Origin of the sequence: Gordonia aquimaris (assembly GCF_026262595.1) — a bacterium.
Classification (GTDB): Bacteria; Actinomycetota; Actinomycetes; order Mycobacteriales; family Mycobacteriaceae; genus Gordonia; species Gordonia tangerina.
In genome coordinates this window covers 124,011-140,831 of the sequence record NZ_JAPKFM010000005.1, presented here as the reverse complement: position 1 = coordinate 140,831, position 16,821 = coordinate 124,011, and the positions used below count along the sequence as shown (strand labels likewise).

General features: G+C 66.3%; 14 protein-coding genes. 3 read left to right on the top strand and 11 right to left on the bottom strand.

Annotation, left to right across the window (positions count from 1 at the left end):
* The first annotated feature begins 4 nt into the window (after window positions 1-4).
* The gene (gene treY, locus OSB52_RS07375) at window positions 5-2,350 is read left to right on the top strand and encodes a malto-oligosyltrehalose synthase (protein ID WP_266061019.1); all 2,346 of its coding nucleotides are present in this window, start codon (window positions 5-7) and stop codon (window positions 2,348-2,350) included.
* Window positions 2,351-2,402: 52 nt separating this feature from the next.
* On the opposite strand, the gene OSB52_RS07370 is transcribed toward treY, so the two are convergent.
* From OSB52_RS07370 to OSB52_RS07330, 9 genes are read right to left on the bottom strand one after another with little or no spacing between them, the layout of a single operon-like run.
* Window positions 2,403-3,251 (bottom strand): hypothetical protein, encoded by an 849-nt coding sequence (locus OSB52_RS07370; protein WP_266061018.1) that lies wholly within the window; start codon window positions 3,249-3,251, stop codon window positions 2,403-2,405.
* 14 nt (window positions 3,252-3,265) lie between these two features.
* Window positions 3,266-4,450, bottom strand: a complete 1,185-nt coding sequence (locus tag OSB52_RS07365; RefSeq protein ID WP_266061017.1) for an MlaD family protein — start codon at window positions 4,448-4,450, stop codon at window positions 3,266-3,268.
* Entirely contained in the window at window positions 4,447-5,583 is a 1,137-nt protein-coding gene (locus tag OSB52_RS07360) for an MlaD family protein (RefSeq protein ID WP_372512373.1), read from the bottom strand. Before OSB52_RS07360 ends, OSB52_RS07365 begins: the two co-directional genes overlap by 4 nt.
* 14 nt (window positions 5,584-5,597) lie before the next feature.
* The gene (locus tag OSB52_RS07355; RefSeq protein WP_266061016.1) at window positions 5,598-6,719 is read right to left on the bottom strand and encodes an MlaD family protein; all 1,122 of its coding nucleotides are present in this window, start codon (window positions 6,717-6,719) and stop codon (window positions 5,598-5,600) included.
* A complete protein-coding gene (locus tag OSB52_RS07350; protein ID WP_266061015.1) occupies window positions 6,713-7,702 on the bottom strand; it encodes an MCE family protein in 990 nt (329 codons plus the stop codon). Before OSB52_RS07350 ends, OSB52_RS07355 begins: the two co-directional genes overlap by 7 nt.
* Window positions 7,699-8,733, bottom strand: a complete 1,035-nt coding sequence (locus OSB52_RS07345; RefSeq protein WP_266061013.1) for an MCE family protein — start codon at window positions 8,731-8,733, stop codon at window positions 7,699-7,701. The genes OSB52_RS07350 and OSB52_RS07345 overlap by 4 nt, the downstream gene beginning before the upstream one ends.
* Window positions 8,730-10,070 carry an MlaD family protein gene (locus OSB52_RS07340; RefSeq protein WP_266061011.1) on the bottom strand — a complete coding sequence of 447 codons (1,341 nt, stop codon included), beginning with the start codon at window positions 10,068-10,070 and terminating at the stop codon, window positions 8,730-8,732. The genes OSB52_RS07345 and OSB52_RS07340 overlap by 4 nt, the downstream gene beginning before the upstream one ends.
* A 10-nt stretch (window positions 10,071-10,080) precedes the next feature.
* Complete coding sequence (locus OSB52_RS07335; RefSeq protein WP_266061009.1) at window positions 10,081-10,947, bottom strand: MlaE family ABC transporter permease; 867 nt, start codon at window positions 10,945-10,947, stop codon at window positions 10,081-10,083.
* 1 nt (window position 10,948) lies between these two features.
* Window positions 10,949-11,803, bottom strand: a complete 855-nt coding sequence (locus OSB52_RS07330; protein WP_266061008.1) for an MlaE family ABC transporter permease — start codon at window positions 11,801-11,803, stop codon at window positions 10,949-10,951.
* Between the two features lie 290 nt (window positions 11,804-12,093).
* Here OSB52_RS07330 and treZ point away from each other — a divergent pair, with 290 nt between their 5' ends.
* Window positions 12,094-13,911 carry a malto-oligosyltrehalose trehalohydrolase gene (treZ, locus tag OSB52_RS07325; protein ID WP_235723189.1) on the top strand — a complete coding sequence of 606 codons (1,818 nt, stop codon included), beginning with the start codon at window positions 12,094-12,096 and terminating at the stop codon, window positions 13,909-13,911.
* Here the strand turns inward: treZ and ilvA are convergent.
* Window positions 13,899-15,284: a threonine ammonia-lyase IlvA gene (gene ilvA / locus OSB52_RS07320; protein WP_235723190.1), complete on the bottom strand. Its 1,386-nt coding sequence runs from the start codon at window positions 15,282-15,284 to the stop codon at window positions 13,899-13,901. The two genes, treZ and ilvA, sit on opposite strands and share 13 nt — an antisense overlap.
* Window positions 15,285-15,530: 246 nt before the next feature.
* Between ilvA and OSB52_RS07315 the strand changes: the two genes are divergently transcribed.
* Window positions 15,531-16,472, top strand: coding sequence for an SMP-30/gluconolactonase/LRE family protein (locus tag OSB52_RS07315; protein WP_266061145.1), 942 nt, complete (start codon window positions 15,531-15,533; stop codon window positions 16,470-16,472).
* A gap of 15 nt (window positions 16,473-16,487) precedes the next feature.
* Here the strand turns inward: OSB52_RS07315 and OSB52_RS07310 are convergent, their stop codons facing one another.
* Window positions 16,488-16,742, bottom strand: a complete 255-nt coding sequence (locus OSB52_RS07310) for a hypothetical protein (RefSeq protein WP_235723192.1) — start codon at window positions 16,740-16,742, stop codon at window positions 16,488-16,490.
* Window positions 16,743-16,821 lie beyond the last annotated feature (79 nt).

The following is a 16,821-nucleotide window of genomic DNA, read 5'->3' as shown; positions in this document are numbered from 1 at the left end:
GGTGATGGCCACTCCCTCACCACCCGGCGTCGGCGGGCAGCGGGAGCCCGTCGCCACCTACCGGATCCAACTCACCCCCGACTTCGGTTTCGCTGACGTCATCGGCATCCTGGATCACCTGGTGTCCCTCGGGATCAGTCACGTCTACCTGTCCCCGATCGGACGGGCCACGGCCGGTTCGACACACGGCTACGACTGGGTGCCGCCCCCGGCGGTGTCGCCGACGCTCGGTGGACTCGACGGGCTCCGGGAGCTCCGCGCCGCGGCACGTACGGCCGGTCTCGGCCTGATCGTCGACATCGTCCCGAACCACACCGGGGTCGCCGACGTCACGCAGAACCCGTGGTTCAGCGACCTGCTGCGCTACGGTTCGGGGTCCCGCTATGCCTCGTGGTTCGATGTGGACTTCTCCACCGCCAACGGGGCCGATGGCAAGATCGCCCTGCCCGTCCTCGCGGCCGACGGCGACCTGTCCCCGCTCACCGTCTCCGATGGTCACCTGCACTATTACGATCACGCATTTCCCATCACTCCCGGCTCGGCCGCGGCCGGCAACCCGATCGACGTCCACGAGCGACAGCACTACCGACTGGTCCCCTGGAACAGCGGACTGATCGGGTACCGCCGATTCTTCACCGTCAACGAACTCGCCGGACTGCGGCAGGAGGAGCCGGCAGTCTATGCAGCAACTCACGACTGGCTGCTCGATCTGATCGACGAGGACCTCATCGACGGTGTGCGCGTGGACCATCCCGACGGACTCTGGGATCCGCAATCTTATCTGCGTAGGCTGCGCAGCGACGTAGGCGAACGCCGGTTGCTCTACATCGAGAAGATCCTCGCCCCCGACGAACCACTGGAACCGTCACTGCCGGTCGACGGCACCACCGGCTACGATCAACTGCGCATCATCGACGGGGTGTTCACCGCGCCGAGCGGAATCGTCGAACTCGGGGAGATCCATGAGCGGATCACCGGGCAACCCGGTGATTCCGACTGGCTGCACCGCACCGAACGCGCACGCAAACTGGCAACGTTGCGCGAGATGTTTCCCACCGAGCATCGTCGGCTGGTTCGGGCGATCACCCACTCCGATCCGTCTGCCGACGCGGCAGCCGTGGCCGATGCCACGGCCGAACTCATCGCCGAACTCGGCGTGTACCGCGCCGACTATCCCGCGCTGCGCTCCCGGCTCGAGCGGGTGGCCTCGGCCATCGCCGTGCGGATTCCGCGGCTCGCCGAGGCGCTGGAGTTGGTGGTCCGCGCCACCGCGAGCCCCGGTGCGGCAACCTCGCGACTGGCCCAGACGTGTGGCGCGGTGACCGCCAAGAGCGTCGAGGACAGCCTTTTCTATCGCACGGCGCGGCTGGTGTCGGCGCAGGAGGTGGGTGGCGATCCGGCCGACCCCGCGGTGAGCATACGAGACTTTCACGCCCACAACATCCGTCGTGGCACGCAGTGGCCGTGGGCGATGACGACCACCGCCACGCATGACACGAAGCGTGGCGAGGATGTCCGCGCTCGCATCGCGATACTGACCCAGGTGCCCGAGCGATGGTCGATGGTGGTGTCCGACCTGTGGAAGATGGCTCCGCCACCCGACGATCTCACGGGATACTTCCTGTTGCAGAACATCATCGGAGTGTGGCCAGTCCAGGGGCCGGTCGACGACATCCTGCGCACCCGCATCACCGATTACGCGACCAAGGCGGCCCGAGAGGCGGGACTGCACACCACGTGGACCGAGGTGAACGAGGAATTCGAGTCCGACCTCGCCGAGTGGATCATCGCGATCACCACCGGTACTGCGGCGCAGACGATCTCGGCGCTGGTCACCGAGATCACGCCGAGCTGGCAGTCCGAAACGTTGGGCCGCAAGTTGATCGCCCTACTCGGACCGGGCGTCGGCGACATCTATCAGGGCACCCAGTGGTGGGATGACTCGCTGGTGGATCCGGACAATCGCCGCCCAGTCGACCACAACCGCTCGACAGAACACCCGAAAACCCACCTGATCCAGGCTGCGCTACGGGCGCGCACCGCCCATCCCACCGCATTCGGCGCAGGCGGCGACTACACGCCGATCCACGCCGACGGTCGGGGTGCCGACCACGTGATCGCGTTCGCACGCGGAGCGAGCGGCCGCGCCGAGGTCATCGTGATCGCAACCCGACTCACCCACAGCTTGTCCGACACCGGCCGCGCGGCAACGACCCTCACCCTTCCCACCGGCCGGTGGGAAGACGTGCTCGGGCCCGCCCCCGGACGGACGATCGACGGCGGTGTGCCGACCGCACTCACTGAGCTCGCCACTTTTCACGGTGTGGCGTTGCTGACCCGAACCGACTGACAAACGGATCGTCACAGGCCAGCCGGTGGCCACGGTGCCGCCTTGGCCAACCTCAGCCGGCGGGAGCGGGCGCGGCAGGCGCCGGTTGGGCGCCATTCGCACCACCCTGTTCCTCGCCGATGCCGGCCTGGGCCCCACTGAGTTCCGACACCAGCCATCGCCCGTCCTCGTGGCGCAGATCGAGCCACAGCAGCATCAGACTCTTGCCACCTTCTGGGGCGATGGCGCTCTTGCCACTGACCTCCATCAGGACCGCCGTACGGGCGGAGTCGGTGTCGAAGGTCTCCACCGACACCGACTTGACCGCCGACTGGGCGTCCTGCAGGTTGAGTTGCTCGACGGCCTGCGCGGTATCGGACTGCTGCTGCTCGAGATGCTGTCTGAACTCGCCGGTCGACAACGGGCCGAGCAACTCCTTCATATTGCCGACACCGTCCTTGGTCATCGTGCTGACCAACTTCGTGACGAACTCCTCGGACGCGGCCTTGCTGCCATCGAAGGCGTCGAGTCGCTGCCGCTCCTGGTAGTAGCCCCACCCGAGCAGCGCCACCCCCATCACGGCCGCGATCACCACCACGACGGCGAGCACCTTGGCCAGTCCGGCAGTGGTGAAGGTCAGCGAGATCTGACGGGGTTGTGAGGTCGGCCCCGGTACCGCATCAGACGAATCGCGACTGTCGGCGCTGGGGCCGCCGGTGTCTGCGGTGCCACTGTCTGCGGTGCCACGGTCTGCGGCGCCGGAGTCGGCTGCCGACAACCCGGTCCCCGCCGCGCGATTTCGTGCGGACTTGGTTCGCGGTCGAGGCGGGGTCGGCGCGGTCTCGGCACCCCCGCTGTCGGAGTCCGGCTCGGGCACCTCGGGGGCGCGGTCGGGGTCAGTCGGCTTGTCCTGCTCGGTCATTCCTACTCTTCACGTCATTTGTCGAGCGGCACGGTCCGCGCGTTCGGGTCGAAATTCGGCGGCGGGCCGGCGGTGTCGTCGCCAGGCGGGCGCGGCGCATTGGCCGATCCGCGGATCTGCTGATTCGGATCTTCAGTGACACAGTACAGATTGGTCGGAACGCTCAATTCCAGGATCTTGGTCGGGCGCACCGGGGTGACCGCGTAGTTGCAGCTCGGCCGTGGGTAGACCGATCCGAACGCCCACCATGCCCCGTCGTGGAACATGCTCAGACTCTTGATGCTCGCGTCCCGGATCGACGGCAACAGATTGGCGATCGCGGGCGCTCGCAACGCACCTTGGCGCGCGATGTCGACGAACTGGGTAAGGACGTCGGTGATCGGATCACGGATCTGGTTCATCGAACCGGTCAGACTCGTCAGCTGCGTGGGTCCCTGATCGAGCAACACCCGTAGCTCTTTGTCGGCGGCCACAGCAGCGTTGACGAGGGTACTCATCGAGTCGACCGTGGTGCCCAGATCGGGTTGGATGTCGGCCGTCGTCTTCAGGATGGTGCCGGTGTCGGAGATCAGTTTCGTGGTCTGCGGCAACACCCGGGCCAGATCGGCGAAGATCGTTCCACCGGAGACGAACAGCGATCGCAGAACGTTGTCGCCCGAACCATCCGCCCCGAGAGCCACCTCCAAGTTGTCGATGGCCGAACGCAATTCGACGGGATCGATCTGGTCGACAACGTTGAGCGTCGCCTCCAGTGTCTGCGGGAACGGCGCGGTCACGCGAGTCTGGTTGATGGCGATCTCATCGCCGTTCACGAAGTACGGGCCGTCCGCCGTCGCGGGCTGGAAGTCCACGTACTGCTCGCCCGCCGCGGACAGCCCGAGCGCGGCCACCACCGCGTTGCGATTGATCTGGACGTCCTCGGCGATCTCGACGGTGACGTCCACCGATTCCGGTTGCACCCGGATCTGCTGGACATCACCGATCCGGGCGCCCCGCAAGGTGACTCCCGATGTCTCCTGCAGACCGCCGGAGTTCGGGAAGTGCACGGTCAACTGATAGGTGCCGCGGAACGGGTCCCAGCGCAACGCCCCGAAGGACAGATACGCCAAACCCACCACCATCACCAGGATCAGTCCGATGTTGCCGACCAGGATCGAATGCTTGCGCACCCAGGTGATCGGACCGGTCACCGCGCTCATCCGCAGCACCCCTTCGTTCCGGACAGTCGTGCCAGCAAGCGGGTCAGCGTCTGCTGCAACGACTCCGACGCCGAGTCGACGTCCTCCAACTCCGGCAGACGCGTCGCCGCGTCGAAACCGACGCCCGGATTGAGGTAGTACACCTTCGACGACAGCGCCGCCGCACTGCCCGGGGTCGCCTTCACCCATTTCGGGGTCAGCTCGGCCAGGTTGTCGGCCAGCGGACCCAAGGTCTTGGCGCCTTCACGCAAACCGCCGAGGGCGGTGTTCAGATTCGCCAGCAGTTCGACGAGGTTGCCGCCGTCGGACTGCAGGAAGTCGTTGGTGGCCGCCGTCACCTGATTGGTTTTGTCCAGCGTCGTCAGGATCTGGCCGATCTGGCCGTTGACCGCGTCCACGGCGGGACCGAGTTTGTCGATCGAGGCCATGATCTGAGCGCGGCCGGCGGCGAGCTGACCGGTCAGCACCTGGGTGTAGCGCATCGATTCGTCGACCCGGGCGGCGTTCTCGTTGAACTTGGTGATCGCGGTGGTCAATCCTTCGATCGAGCCGGACAGCGCATCGGGATTCGGGGCGACCGCATTGCTCAACTCGGTGAGGATCACCGTCAGCGAATTGAGCGATCCGCTGTCGACCACACCGGCCGTGCTGACCAGTAGGTCCTCGACTGTCGCGGCCGCCGACGTCGGGCCGGTCAGTTGGTCCCCGTCGCCGAGGTAGCCCTCCGGGCTACCCGGCGGTGGCAACAACGCGACGAACACGTCGCCGAGCGGGGTGGCCTGCCGTAGTTCGGCGCCGGTACCGACGGGCAATTTGGTCGCGGTCCCGACCTGCATCGTGACGATGGCGCTGTAGTTCTCCGCCTCGATCTCCGACACCTGCCCCACGTTCATGCCGTTGAGCTTCACCTTGGCGCGAGTGGGCAGGTTGAGCGCGTTGTCGAAGTCCGCGGTCAACGTGATGGAGTCACCGATGCCGCCGGGCGCCGGCAGCGGGATCTGCTCGACGGTCAGTCCGGGAACGACGCCGCATCCCGACATGGCCAGCGTGGCCGCAGCGGTGAATGCCACCACCCAGCGGCGCCCGATTCGGCGATCACGGCGCCGCCCATGCACGGTCCGGAACGGACGCATCTGATCACGGCCGGTCATTTCGTGAGCTCCAGCATCGCCGAGAAGACACCGAGGTCCGGGCCGAAGTCCTTGAGTTGACCGGTGCGACAACCGTTCTTCTGCAGGTTGATCGCCTGACAGAACGTCGACACGAGTTCGGTGTCGATCAGCGACTTGTCGAGCAGGACCTGTGCGCGCCAGGCACCCTGTTCCGCCGAGACCGAATTGCTGAGGTTCTGGAACAGCAGCGGTGCGATGTCGATGGTCTCGACCACCTGACGGGAGAAGTCGCTCAGGTTGGCGGTCAACGCCGCGAGCCGTCCCGTCGACGAGCTGATGGTGCCGGAGTTGTTCTGCAGGAACTCCGACGTGTTCCGCAGCGTGGCATTGACGTCGGCCAGAGTGGCCTGTAGCCCCGGTGCCTGCCTACCCAGCATCTCCGCCACGTCGTTGATGGAGTTGGAGAAGGCGGTCATCTTGGGATATTTGTCCACCAGCGTCGTGGTGAGCGCCTGAACGGTCCGGATGATGTCGACGAGCGCGTCCCCGTTGCCCGAGGCCACTTCGGCGGCCTTGCCCAGTTCGTCGAGGGCCACCCGCATCCGCTCACCGTTGCCACTCGTGATGCCCGAGGTGATGTCGATCATGTCGGCGATCGGGCCCTCACCGGGCGCATCCCCCGACAGCGACTCCATCAACCGGTCGATCGAGTCGAACAGCTCACCCACCGACACCGGGCTCTTGGTCTCGGGAATGACACCTCCGTCGGCGAGTTCTGGTCCCTCGGTGTAGGCCGGCGAGAGTTCGATGTGTCGCGTCGTCACGATGGACGTGTTCACAATGGCTGCGGTCGCGTCCGCTGGCACCGGCACGTCCTTGTCGACGGTGAAGGTAACCTTCACCCGGTTGCCCTGCTGCTGCACCGACGTCACCTGACCCACCGGCATCCCCAGCACGGCGACGTCGTTGCCTTCGTACAGCCCGGAGACATCGTCGAAGTACGCAGTGGCCTCGATCGCCGAGCCGAACGCGGCGGTCCACGACGCAGGGATCAGCGAGCAGCCGGACAGCCCGAGCACCGCTAACAACGAGACTGCGGTCAACGCCAGCGAGCGACGCATCCGGTTGGCACGCCCCCGCCTGGTGGTGATCAACATCCGTCCACCACCCGTGCGGTGCACAGCCAGTTGTCCGGGAAGATGCCCCACGGCAGATAGCCGTTCGCGTATGGACCGTCGCCCATGGTGTTGTTGGTGACCCGGGCCGTGACCGGCAGAATCTCGAGCATCTTGCGCAGATTCTCGCGGTTCTTCTCCAAGCCCTGCGACATCGTGTTGAGGTTGGCCATGATCGGTGCGAACTGATTGCCGTTCTCCGCGGCCACCGCACGCGCCTGCTCGGTGAGCTGGGCGATACCGTCGAGCATTCGGGTCACCAACGCCTCACGCGCGGCGATCTTCTCGGCCAGTTGCTGCCCCTGACCGACGATGATCGACAACTGCGCCTGACTGTCGTCGACGATCCCGGTGACCGCTTTGGTGTCACTGACCAATTGGTTGATCTGATCGCGACGATTGGTGATCACCTTCGACATCTCGGTCAGCGAGTCGAGGGTCGGTTTGGTCACCGCGGGCGCTCCGGCCAGTTGCCGGTTGAGCGTCCGAATACTCTCCGACAGTTCCACATCGTCGATTCCGGCGATGATCGGTGTCCCCTCCTCGATCGTCTTCTGCAGGTCGTAGGGTACCCGGGTGTCGGTGATCCGCTCGCCGTCGAGTGGATCGGGTGAATCACCCAGCGACACATCGACATAGCGCTGCCCGAGCAGCGTCGACATCTTGATCTCCGCCGATCCGTTCGCGGTGACGTCGACATCCTGGTCCACCTTCATGGTGACGTCGACCTGATTGCCGGCGAGTTCGGTCGCGCTGACCTCACCGACGTCGATGCCGGCCACCCGCACCTTGTCGCCCGGGCGGATTCCGCCTGCCTGGGCGAACTCACCGATATAGGTTTTCTTGCCGAGATGGGCCTGGGCGATCCCGACCACACCGAGCGTCAACAGGACGATCACCACCGCGCCTATCGCCCCGTACCACATGCGCCGGTTCTCGTTGTAGTGGTTGCGCCATCGTCTCATCGGCACACCTCCGAGTGTTTCGTCCCGCCGATCTTGTTGATGATTCCCGGAGGGAACAGGACGTCGCCGATGGCGATGTCGAGATCGCAGGCGTAGATGTTCAGGTACGCGCCCTGCCCCTGCACCAGCGGGAAGTGGCCGAGGAAGATCGGCAGCTGCTGTGCCATGTTGTCGAGTTTCGCGCCGTTGGCGATGAGGGTGTCGGTGGCAGCGCGCGCGTTGTCGGCGGCGTCGGCGAGCGACGACCGGCTCTGCGCCAGGACATCACCGAAACCGGTTGCGGTCTCACCGATCTGCGACACCGACTGGCCGAACGCAGCCGAGTTGCTGTTCAGGTTCTCGATGAGGCTGCCGATGCTGTCGATCACGGTACTCACCTGACTGCCCTGCATCGCGAGATCTCGCATCACGCCGCTCAGATTGTCGATGATCGCGCCGATCACCGCGTCGCGGTCGGCCATGTCACTGGCGACCTGACCCACCTCGGCGACGGTGTAGCTCAGCGAGACCGCGTTGCCCTGGAATGCCTGCACCAGTCCTTCGGACAGCGCGTTGACCTGTTCGGGGTCGAGCGTCTCGAAGACCGGCTGAAAACCAGCGAGCAACTTGGTCACGTCGAACGAGTCCTCGGAGGGTTGTTGCAAACTCGCACCGGCAGCCAACGGGGTACTCGGCTCATCCGGCACCAGCGTCAGCGACAGATATCGTTGCCCGATCAAGTTCTGATACCTGATCGCCGCCATCGTGTTGGTGAACACCGGCTGGTCGGTCTGCACCTCGAACGTGACACGGGCCCGCCCGTCATCGAGGGCGATGTCGGACACCCGACCGACCCGCACCCCCGCCATCCGGACGTCGTCACCGGAGGCGAGTCCCGAGGCGTCGTTGAAGTAGGTGCTGTACGACGCCGTGTCGCCGGGCAGGGACCGTTCCAGCGTGGAGTAGATGATGTAGGTCAACAGCAGTGCGACGACCGCGAACAGTGAGAACCCGATGAGCGGTTTGCGGATACTGGCCTGGCCGTGACTCATCGGCCCCCTCCCTCGGCCTGTGCGGATTCGCCCCGTTCGGACTCACCCGGCTTGATGGTCGAGGACTGCACGAGTGGCCCCAACATCAGCGTGTCCGCGGCGTTCGGTTGACGCTTGAGCGCCTCGGCCAACGTCAGATTGTCCGACGAGGTGCTCACCGCGCCGAAGGTCTGTGCAGCACGCCGCATCCCGTCGGACGGGTAGATCAGCAGCGGCCCCGAGCTCGTCGGTCCGGTGCCGGTGCCCGGACCCTGACAGTTCGGTCCGCGCATGGTGCCGTACTCGCCGGCGTTGTAGACCGGGCAGTTCTGGCGTGTGTATCGCTGGAACGCACCGAAGTTCACGCCGATGTTCAGCTGGGGGTGCCCGTTGACGCCGGTGAACACCGTCAGCACCCGCGCAGCGAGGTTGTTCAGCGCGTCGAGCGCCTGCGGTAGCGATTCCGGCTCCAACACCGCGGCCCCGACGGTGCGATTGAGGTCGCGCACGACGCTCTTGCCGCGGTCGCCGTTGGCGGCGAACAACGCCTGGGTCTCGTCGAGCAGGCCCTGGCCGGCCGACAGCATCGCAGTGAGATCCTGCTGCTTCTCGGCTATGGTCATCGCCGGGATGACGCTGCGGCCCAGAGTGTCCAGGAGCTCGGGAGTGCTCTCCGACAATCCACGTACCGCATTGTCGAAGTTGTCGAAACCGCCAGGTGCACCGGGTGGGAACTGGGCGTTGATCTTCTGCCAGTAGTTGTCCAGCAGCGGCACGAATGCGCCGAACACCGCGCCACCGCCTTCGAGCGCGTCGGCGATCACCCCCAGTACCGACGCGAGGTCTTCCGGCGGCACCGCACGCAGCAGCGTGCGCAGCTCATTCTGCGCGTCCTGGAGTTTCAGCGTCGCCATCGATTCGTCGGCGGGGATGACGTCGCCGGAGGACAGGTGCTCGGTGCTCACGTCGGCGGGCCGGACCAGCTGCACCGAGTTCACACCGAAGAGGTTGGCGGGCACCGTACGCGCCGTGACGTTGGCCGGAATTCCCTCGGCCTGCGCGGGATCGACGTCGATCTCGACGTTCTTGTACTGCAGATTGCCCGGGCCGACCTCGTCGCTGAGTTCGATCGACTTCACCGATCCGACGATCAGACCGTTGTAGCGGACGTCGGCCTGCGTGATCAGTCCGTCGCCGACATCGGTCAGTTTCGCGGTGACGGGAACCGTGGAGGTGAACACACCCTGATAGCGCATGAACAGCAGCACGAACAGGATGAGCAACGCCACCAGAAAGGCGACCCCACGCAGGATGTACTGCACCAGCGAGGGATTCCTGCCGTCGGTGTCGATTTGCATCGGTCTCCCCCTAACCCGAGATCTGGATTCCGGGTGACGTGCCCCAGAACACCAGTGTCATGACCAGATTGGCGAAGACGATGACGATGATCGCCATCCGGATCGCGTGACCGGCCGCCACGCCCACCCCCTCGGGACCGCCCGACGCGAAGTATCCGTAGTAGCACTGGATGAACGTGGTCAGCAGCACGAACACAATCACCTTGACGAACGAGAAGGCCATGTCCCCGGACACCAGGAACTGGTTGAAGTAGTAGGTGTAGGTGCCCGCGCCCTGTCCACTCTGTACCTGGAACATCAGCTGACAGGCGATGTAGTTGGCGGCCAGCGACACTGCGTACAGCGGGACGATCGCCAGCACGGCCGCCGACATCCGCGTGGTGACCAGATACGGCAACGGCCGGATCGCGATGGACTCCAGCGCGTCGATCTCTTCGCTGATCCGCATCGAACCGAGCTGGGCGGTGAAGCGGCAGCCCGATTGCGCGGTGAACGCGGTCGCCGCCAGCAGCGGCGCGATCTCGCGTGTGGTCGCGAACGCCGAGAGCCCGCCGGTCACCGGCCCCATGCCCAGCAAGTTGAGGGCGGTGTAGCCCTCGATGCCGACCGTGGCTCCGCCCATGACCCCGAGGATCACCATCACCCCGACCGTGCCGCCGCCCACGACGATGGCTCCATTGCCCCATGCGACATCGGAGAGCAGGCGCCACACTTCCTTGCGGTAGTGGGTGAACGCGATGGGCACGGCACCGATCGACTTGACCAGGAACGTGATGAGGTGGCCCATCGCGGCCAGCCCGGAGCGCGGTCCGCGGTAGATCGATTTGGCGGCCTCCAGTGGCCGCAGGGCCGGCGGGACGTACCGTGATGCCGTCAACTCACACCACCTTCGCCGGGAAGAGCATCGCGAACAACTGCGTGAGCACGACGTTGACGGTGAACAGCAGCAGCACCGAGTTCACGACCGCGGCGTTCACGGAGTTCGCGACGCCGGCCGGCCCGCCCTTGGTGCTCAGACCACGGTCACAAGCGACAATCGCCACGATCGCGCCGAAGATGACGGCTTTGGCTATTGCGAACACCAGGTCGGAGACCGAGGCGAAGGCCGCGAACGTACCGGTGTAGCTACCCGGGGTACCACCCTGGAAATAAACGTTGAACACGTAGCCGGTGATGAACCCGACGAAGCAAACGAAGCCGCACAGCAGAAAACTCACCACCATCGTCGCCAGCAGACGTGGCGAGATGAGCCGCTGGATCGGGTTGACCCCCATCACCCGCATGGCATCGATCTCGTCGCGAATGGTGCGCGATCCCAGGTCGGCAGCGATCGCCGACCCCACCGCGCCGGCGAGCAACAGCGAGGTCACCAGGGGTGCGCCCTGCCGGATGACGCCGAGACCGGTGGCCGCGCCCGAGAACGAGGTGGCACCGATCTGCCCGGCGATGTTGGAAACCTGGATCGACACGATCACACCGATCGGGATGGCGACCAGAAACGTCGGGAACACCGAGGTGCTCGACATGAACGCACACTGCCGGATGAACTCACCGAACGGGAAACGGCGCTTGACGATGTCCACGATCAGTACGCGGAACACCTCGACGAACATCCCCATCTGACGTCCGAACGTGTCGAACGACGCCAGCACGTGGTCACCGAACCACTTCCGTATCCCCCCGGCGCGTGCACGTGTTCCCTCGCCATTCGAGGTCACCGCGTCAGTAGTCACTCCCCTGCCCCTGCTGTCGGCTGCTTCCGCAGAAGGCTCGTCGTATCACATATATGTTCGGTGAAGGCACTGCTGCGTGCAGATGCTTTCACTCGTTCTCCCCCTCGAGGACGAACCCCCGGCCGGTAATATACCCCGCTTCGCCATCTCCGCTGTGCCACGGCTCACATTACCGATATCTGCGCCGCCATCACCGGCGACATACCTTGTGTTGGGTGACAGATCAGTCAGGGACTCCCGACACCATAACTGGGACGAGCGACCAAGGTGGCCAAAACACTCCCATCGAGGTGTCGACTGCGCCGTTCACCCCACCACGGACCGCCGCCGACATCACGGTCTGGGCGCCCACTGCGGCCTCGGTGACACTGCTGATCGGCGGAGACGTCGGTCAGGACGAGATCGAGGTGGGGCTCGTGCCGCTGTCGACGTCGCCGGGCTGGTGGGGCGCGGCACCGGGGTCGGCCGCCGCCTCGGCCACGAACTCCGCACCTGCGCGGTATCGGTTTCGCATCGACGGCCGCGACCCGGTGCCCGATCCGCGCGCGGTTCGACTACCCGACGGTGTACACGGCGCGGCCGAACTACACCGGCTCGACGAGTTCGGGTGGACCGATCACGATTGGGCTGGTCTCGACCTACGGGGTGCGGTGCTCTACGAACTGCACATCGGGACGTTCACCCCTGCCGGGACCTTCGACTCCGCGATCGAACAGCTGCCGCACCTGGTGGCGCTCGGCGTCGATGCGGTCGAGGTCATGCCCGTCAACGCGTTCAACGGCACACATGGCTGGGGCTACGACGGCGTCGCCTGGTACGCGGTCCACGAACCCTATGGCGGGCCGGATGGATTCGCGCGCTTCGTCGACGCCTGTCACGCGCTCGGCCTCGCTGTGGTCCTCGACGTTGTCTACAACCATCTCGGCCCGTCGGGGAACTACTTGCCCGAGTTCGGCCCCTATCTCACCAGCGGCACCAACAGCTGGGGATCATCGCTGAATCTGTCCGAACCGGATTCCGACGCCGTACGCGCCTACATCGTCGGCAACGCTCTGAGATGGCTGCGTGACTTCCATGTTGACGGCCTGCGGCTCGACGCCGTGCACGCGCTGATCGACCACCGCGCGCTTCACCTGCTCGAGGAGCTCGCGATCGCCACCGACGCACTCGCCGCCGAGCTGGGTCGACCGCTCACCCTGATCGCCGAGAGCGACCTCAACGACCCGCGGTTGATCATGCCGCGGGAGGTCGGGGGGTACGGGCTCGGCGCCCAGTGGGACGACGATATCCACCACGCGATCCACGCCACGGTCTCCGGCGAGCGACAAGGCTATTACGCCGACTTCGGCGGCCTCGACGGCCTGGCGAAGGTACTGACCGGGGGCTTCTTCCACGACGGCACCTACTCGTCGTTCCGGCGCCGACGACACGGTCGCCCGATCCCCACCGAGATCGTCGACGCCGACGCGCTGGTCGCCTACACGTGCAATCACGACCAGGTGGGCAACCGGGCGGTCGGCGACCGGCCATCGGCATACCTCGACGGCGGGCAACTGGCCATCAAGGCCGCACTGGTGCTGTTGTCGCCGTTCACCCCGATGCTGTTCATGGGCGAGGAATGGGCGGCCGACACCCCGTTCGCGTTCTTCACCTCACATCCGGAGCCCGAACTGGGCGAGGCCGTGCGCACCGGTCGGCGCAGCGAGTTCGCCGAGCACGGTTGGGATGCCGTCGATGTCCCCGATCCGCAGGATCCGGCGACATACGAGCGCTCCAAGCTCGACTGGTCCGAACCCACCGATGCCGGCCATGCCCGAATGTTGCAGTTCTATCGGGATGTGATCGCGCTGCGAAAGTCCACCGACGACCTGATCCGGGGCGACTTCGGTTCCGTGCGATGCACTTTCGATGCCGACGCGGGTTGGTTCGCGATGCTCCGCGGCTCATGGGCAGTGATCTGCCTACTCCGCGCAGACGAGGTGCCCGTGCCGATCGGGCTCGACCCGGTGCTGTGGTGGGACGAGGTGACGCCGATGGCCGGCGGGATACTCAGCGGTGGCCCCAACGTCGTGATCGGACGGCTGACCGACGTGGATCAGGTCAGGTAGTCATACGCCGGTGTGCCCGGTTCCAACCGCTCGCAGTGCAGGCGGGAATGGGCCATCCGGTCCATCAGGTCGGCGAGTCCGGCCGGCTCACCGAGTTCGATACCCACCAGCGCTGCGCCCGTTTCCCGGTTGTTGCGTTTGACGTATTCGAACAGGGTGATGTCGTCGTCGGGGCCGAGCACCTCGTCCAGGAAACGCCGCAGCGCGCCCGGTTCCTGCGGGAAGTCCACCAGGAAGTAGTGCTTGAGGCCGCGGTGTACCAGGGATCGCTCGATGATCTCGCCATAGCGCGAGACATCGTTGTTCCCACCCGAGATCAGGCACACCACGGTGGCATCCGGCGGCAGCTGAAGCGACGACAACGCGGTCACCGCCAGGGCGCCCGCGGGCTCGGCGATGATGCCCTCATTCTGGTACAGCGCCAGCATCGTCGTGCAGATCGCCCCTTCGTCGACATGGGTGATGTGCGCGGTGCCCGGCGAGGTCACGTGGCGTGCCGACGCGTCGACGACCGGTACCGCCGCCGGCGACGCGACCCGTGACAGCACCGGATGGTCGGTGATCGTCGCCCCGAGTTGCGCCATCACGCGGTGACCGATGGACCCGATACGTTTGACCGCGGCGCCGTCGACGAACGGATCGATCGTCTCCAGGGTGACCGGCTCCCCAGCGGCGAGCGCGGCACTCAAGGAGACCGCTCCGGTGGGCTCCACTCCGACGATGGCCACATCGTCGGACAGCGACCGCAGATACGTCGCCATGCCGGCGAGACAGCCGCCGCCGCCGACCGGCGCGACCACCACGTCGGGGACCGCACCGAGCTGTTCGACGATCTCATGGGCGATCGTGCCCTGCCCGGCCGCCGTCCGCGGATCGTCGAACGCGTGGATCCACGAGGCGCCCGTACGGATCACGTCCGCCTGCGCGGCTGCCGCGGCGGCGTCGTAGGTTTCTCCGACGGCGAGTAGCTCCACATAGTCGCCGCCGTGCCAGCGAATTCGGTCACGCTTCTGTTTGGGCGTGGTGGTCGGTACGTAGATCCGACCGGGCACGCGCATCGACCGGCAGGCGAAGGCGACACCTTGCGCATGGTTCCCGGCGCTGGCGGCGACCACCCCGCGGGCGAGCTCGGTGTCCGACAGCTGCGCCATCACGTTGTACGCACCGCGGATCTTGTAGGAGCGAACCGTCTGCAGGTCTTCACGTTTGAGCAGAACCCGGGCGCCCGCGGCCGCGGAGATGCGCGGCGCGTCCTCCAGCGGGGTGCGGGCCACCGCGTCGGCGATCCGCGCGACCGAGGCGCTGACGGCATCACCGGTCAGTGCGTGGTCGTGCTGATGAACCGGCGCCTGCTGAGTACTCACGATCTCCATGCTCTCACCTGCCGCGATCAGCGGCGCGGGGGAGGTCGGGCCACTACACTGCACGACAGGGGATCGACCAGATCGCCTCTTCGGGATACGTTCGATGGCGTCGGCTCAGGTCGACGCTGCCCGACCGGGGTGGCCACCATCGACGCGGAGGTCGACATGTTCGGACACGCTCACTCGAATCCTGCTCCCCCCGCCCGATCAGCCCCGGCGCCACGCTCGTCGCACCACTCGCGACGACGCCGTCAGATGATCTGCGCGGTGGCCGTCGGCACCCTGGCCGCCGGGCTGATCACCGCACTCACCCCGGCGAGCGCGTCGGCCGCTCCGGTGTGTCCGGGCGCCGGGCAGGCACCGCGCGTGGTGGGCACCGTACCCGGCGCCGCACTGGAAGGTCTGACGGTCGACCGGGCCGGTCGGCTCTACACCACAGATCTGATCTCGGGCAGGGTATTTCGCCTGTCGTCGCCGGGCGCGCCGGCCGTGCCGATCGCCCGCGTTCCCGACGGTGGGGCCGGCGCACTGGCCTGGGCTCGCGACGGGGCACTCCTGGTCGGCTACGGAGCCGACGCCCGGGTCATCGTGGGTGACGCCCTGCGCCATGCCGGGATAGCGCGGATCGACGTCGGCACCCGGACCCTGCGACCGTGGGTGCGTGGGTTCTCGGCCGCCAACGGCATGGATGTCGCGGGCAATGGGATCGTCTATGCCACCAACGACTTCGGCAATCTGATCGGACGGGCGTATCCGAACGGCGTGGTGCAGGCGGACTGGGGTTCGCTACCGAGCGCCAACGGCGCCGTGCTGAGTCGTGACGATCGGTGGCTCTATGTCTCGCGAACCTTCGTCAATCCCGGCGTGAGCCGGATCTCGACATCGAATCCGCGGGTTGTGCAGAGTTTGCTGAACCTGGGCGGCGACATCGCGGCCACCCCGGATGGCTTGACCCTGGACTCCCGGAACAGGCCGGTGGTGCCTTTCAATGCGGCCGGCCAGGTCGTGCGGATCACCTCGCCGGGACGGTACTGCGTCCTCGGATCAGGGATGCCACTGTCGAGTGTGGTCTCCTACGGCCGCGGGGACCGCGGCTTCTCCGCGGGACGGCTGTTCCGGGCCGGATTCGACGGACGAATCTATGAGGTGCCCGGCGGATTCGATCGTGGTGCGACCGCCGCGTACCCCGGTCGCTGACCGCGCCGCGGTCGGCTATACCCCGCGACGGTGCGAGAACCAGATCCGCTCTCCCCACCAGGTGGCGAGCAGCACGGCCGCCGACGTCCAGGCGACGACGAGTCCGGAGCCGGTGAGCGCGAACACGAGCACCGCGACGACGACGGCGAGCAGCACCGCATGCAGTTTGTGGACCGGCCAGCGCACCCCGGCGACCTCGACGGTCGGCGTCGGCGTGTGCCGCGCCTCGGAACGCACTTCGACAAACGCGGTCGGATTCGCTGCGGTCATCGTCACTCCTCGCGGTCGGCGGTGATCATGGGCTGGATGATCTCCACTGTCCCGAGTGTAGCGCGAAGTGAACTCAAAT

Excerpts from the sequence above, each read along its gene's own strand:
- ilvA (WP_235723190.1), bottom strand. The coding sequence starts at position 15,284 with ATGGAGATCGTGAGTACTCAGCAGGCGCCGGTTCATCAGCACGACCAC.
- treY (WP_266061019.1), top strand. The coding sequence starts at position 5 with ATGGCCACTCCCTCACCACCCGGCGTCGGCGGGCAGCGGGAGCCCGTC.
- OSB52_RS07340 (WP_266061011.1), bottom strand. The coding sequence starts at position 10,070 with ATGCAAATCGACACCGACGGCAGGAATCCCTCGCTGGTGCAGTACATC.
- OSB52_RS07345 (WP_266061013.1), bottom strand. The coding sequence starts at position 8,733 with ATGAGTCACGGCCAGGCCAGTATCCGCAAACCGCTCATCGGGTTCTCA.
- OSB52_RS07350 (WP_266061015.1), bottom strand. The coding sequence starts at position 7,702 with ATGAGACGATGGCGCAACCACTACAACGAGAACCGGCGCATGTGGTAC.
- OSB52_RS07355 (WP_266061016.1), bottom strand. The coding sequence starts at position 6,719 with ATGTTGATCACCACCAGGCGGGGGCGTGCCAACCGGATGCGTCGCTCG.
- OSB52_RS07315 (WP_266061145.1), top strand. The coding sequence starts at position 15,531 with ATGATCTGCGCGGTGGCCGTCGGCACCCTGGCCGCCGGGCTGATCACC.
- OSB52_RS07370 (WP_266061018.1), bottom strand. The coding sequence starts at position 3,251 with ATGACCGAGCAGGACAAGCCGACTGACCCCGACCGCGCCCCCGAGGTG.
- OSB52_RS07360 (WP_372512373.1), bottom strand. The coding sequence starts at position 5,583 with ATGCGTCCGTTCCGGACCGTGCATGGGCGGCGCCGTGATCGCCGAATC.
- OSB52_RS07365 (WP_266061017.1), bottom strand. The coding sequence starts at position 4,450 with ATGAGCGCGGTGACCGGTCCGATCACCTGGGTGCGCAAGCATTCGATC.
- OSB52_RS07310 (WP_235723192.1), bottom strand. The coding sequence starts at position 16,742 with ATGACCGCAGCGAATCCGACCGCGTTTGTCGAAGTGCGTTCCGAGGCG.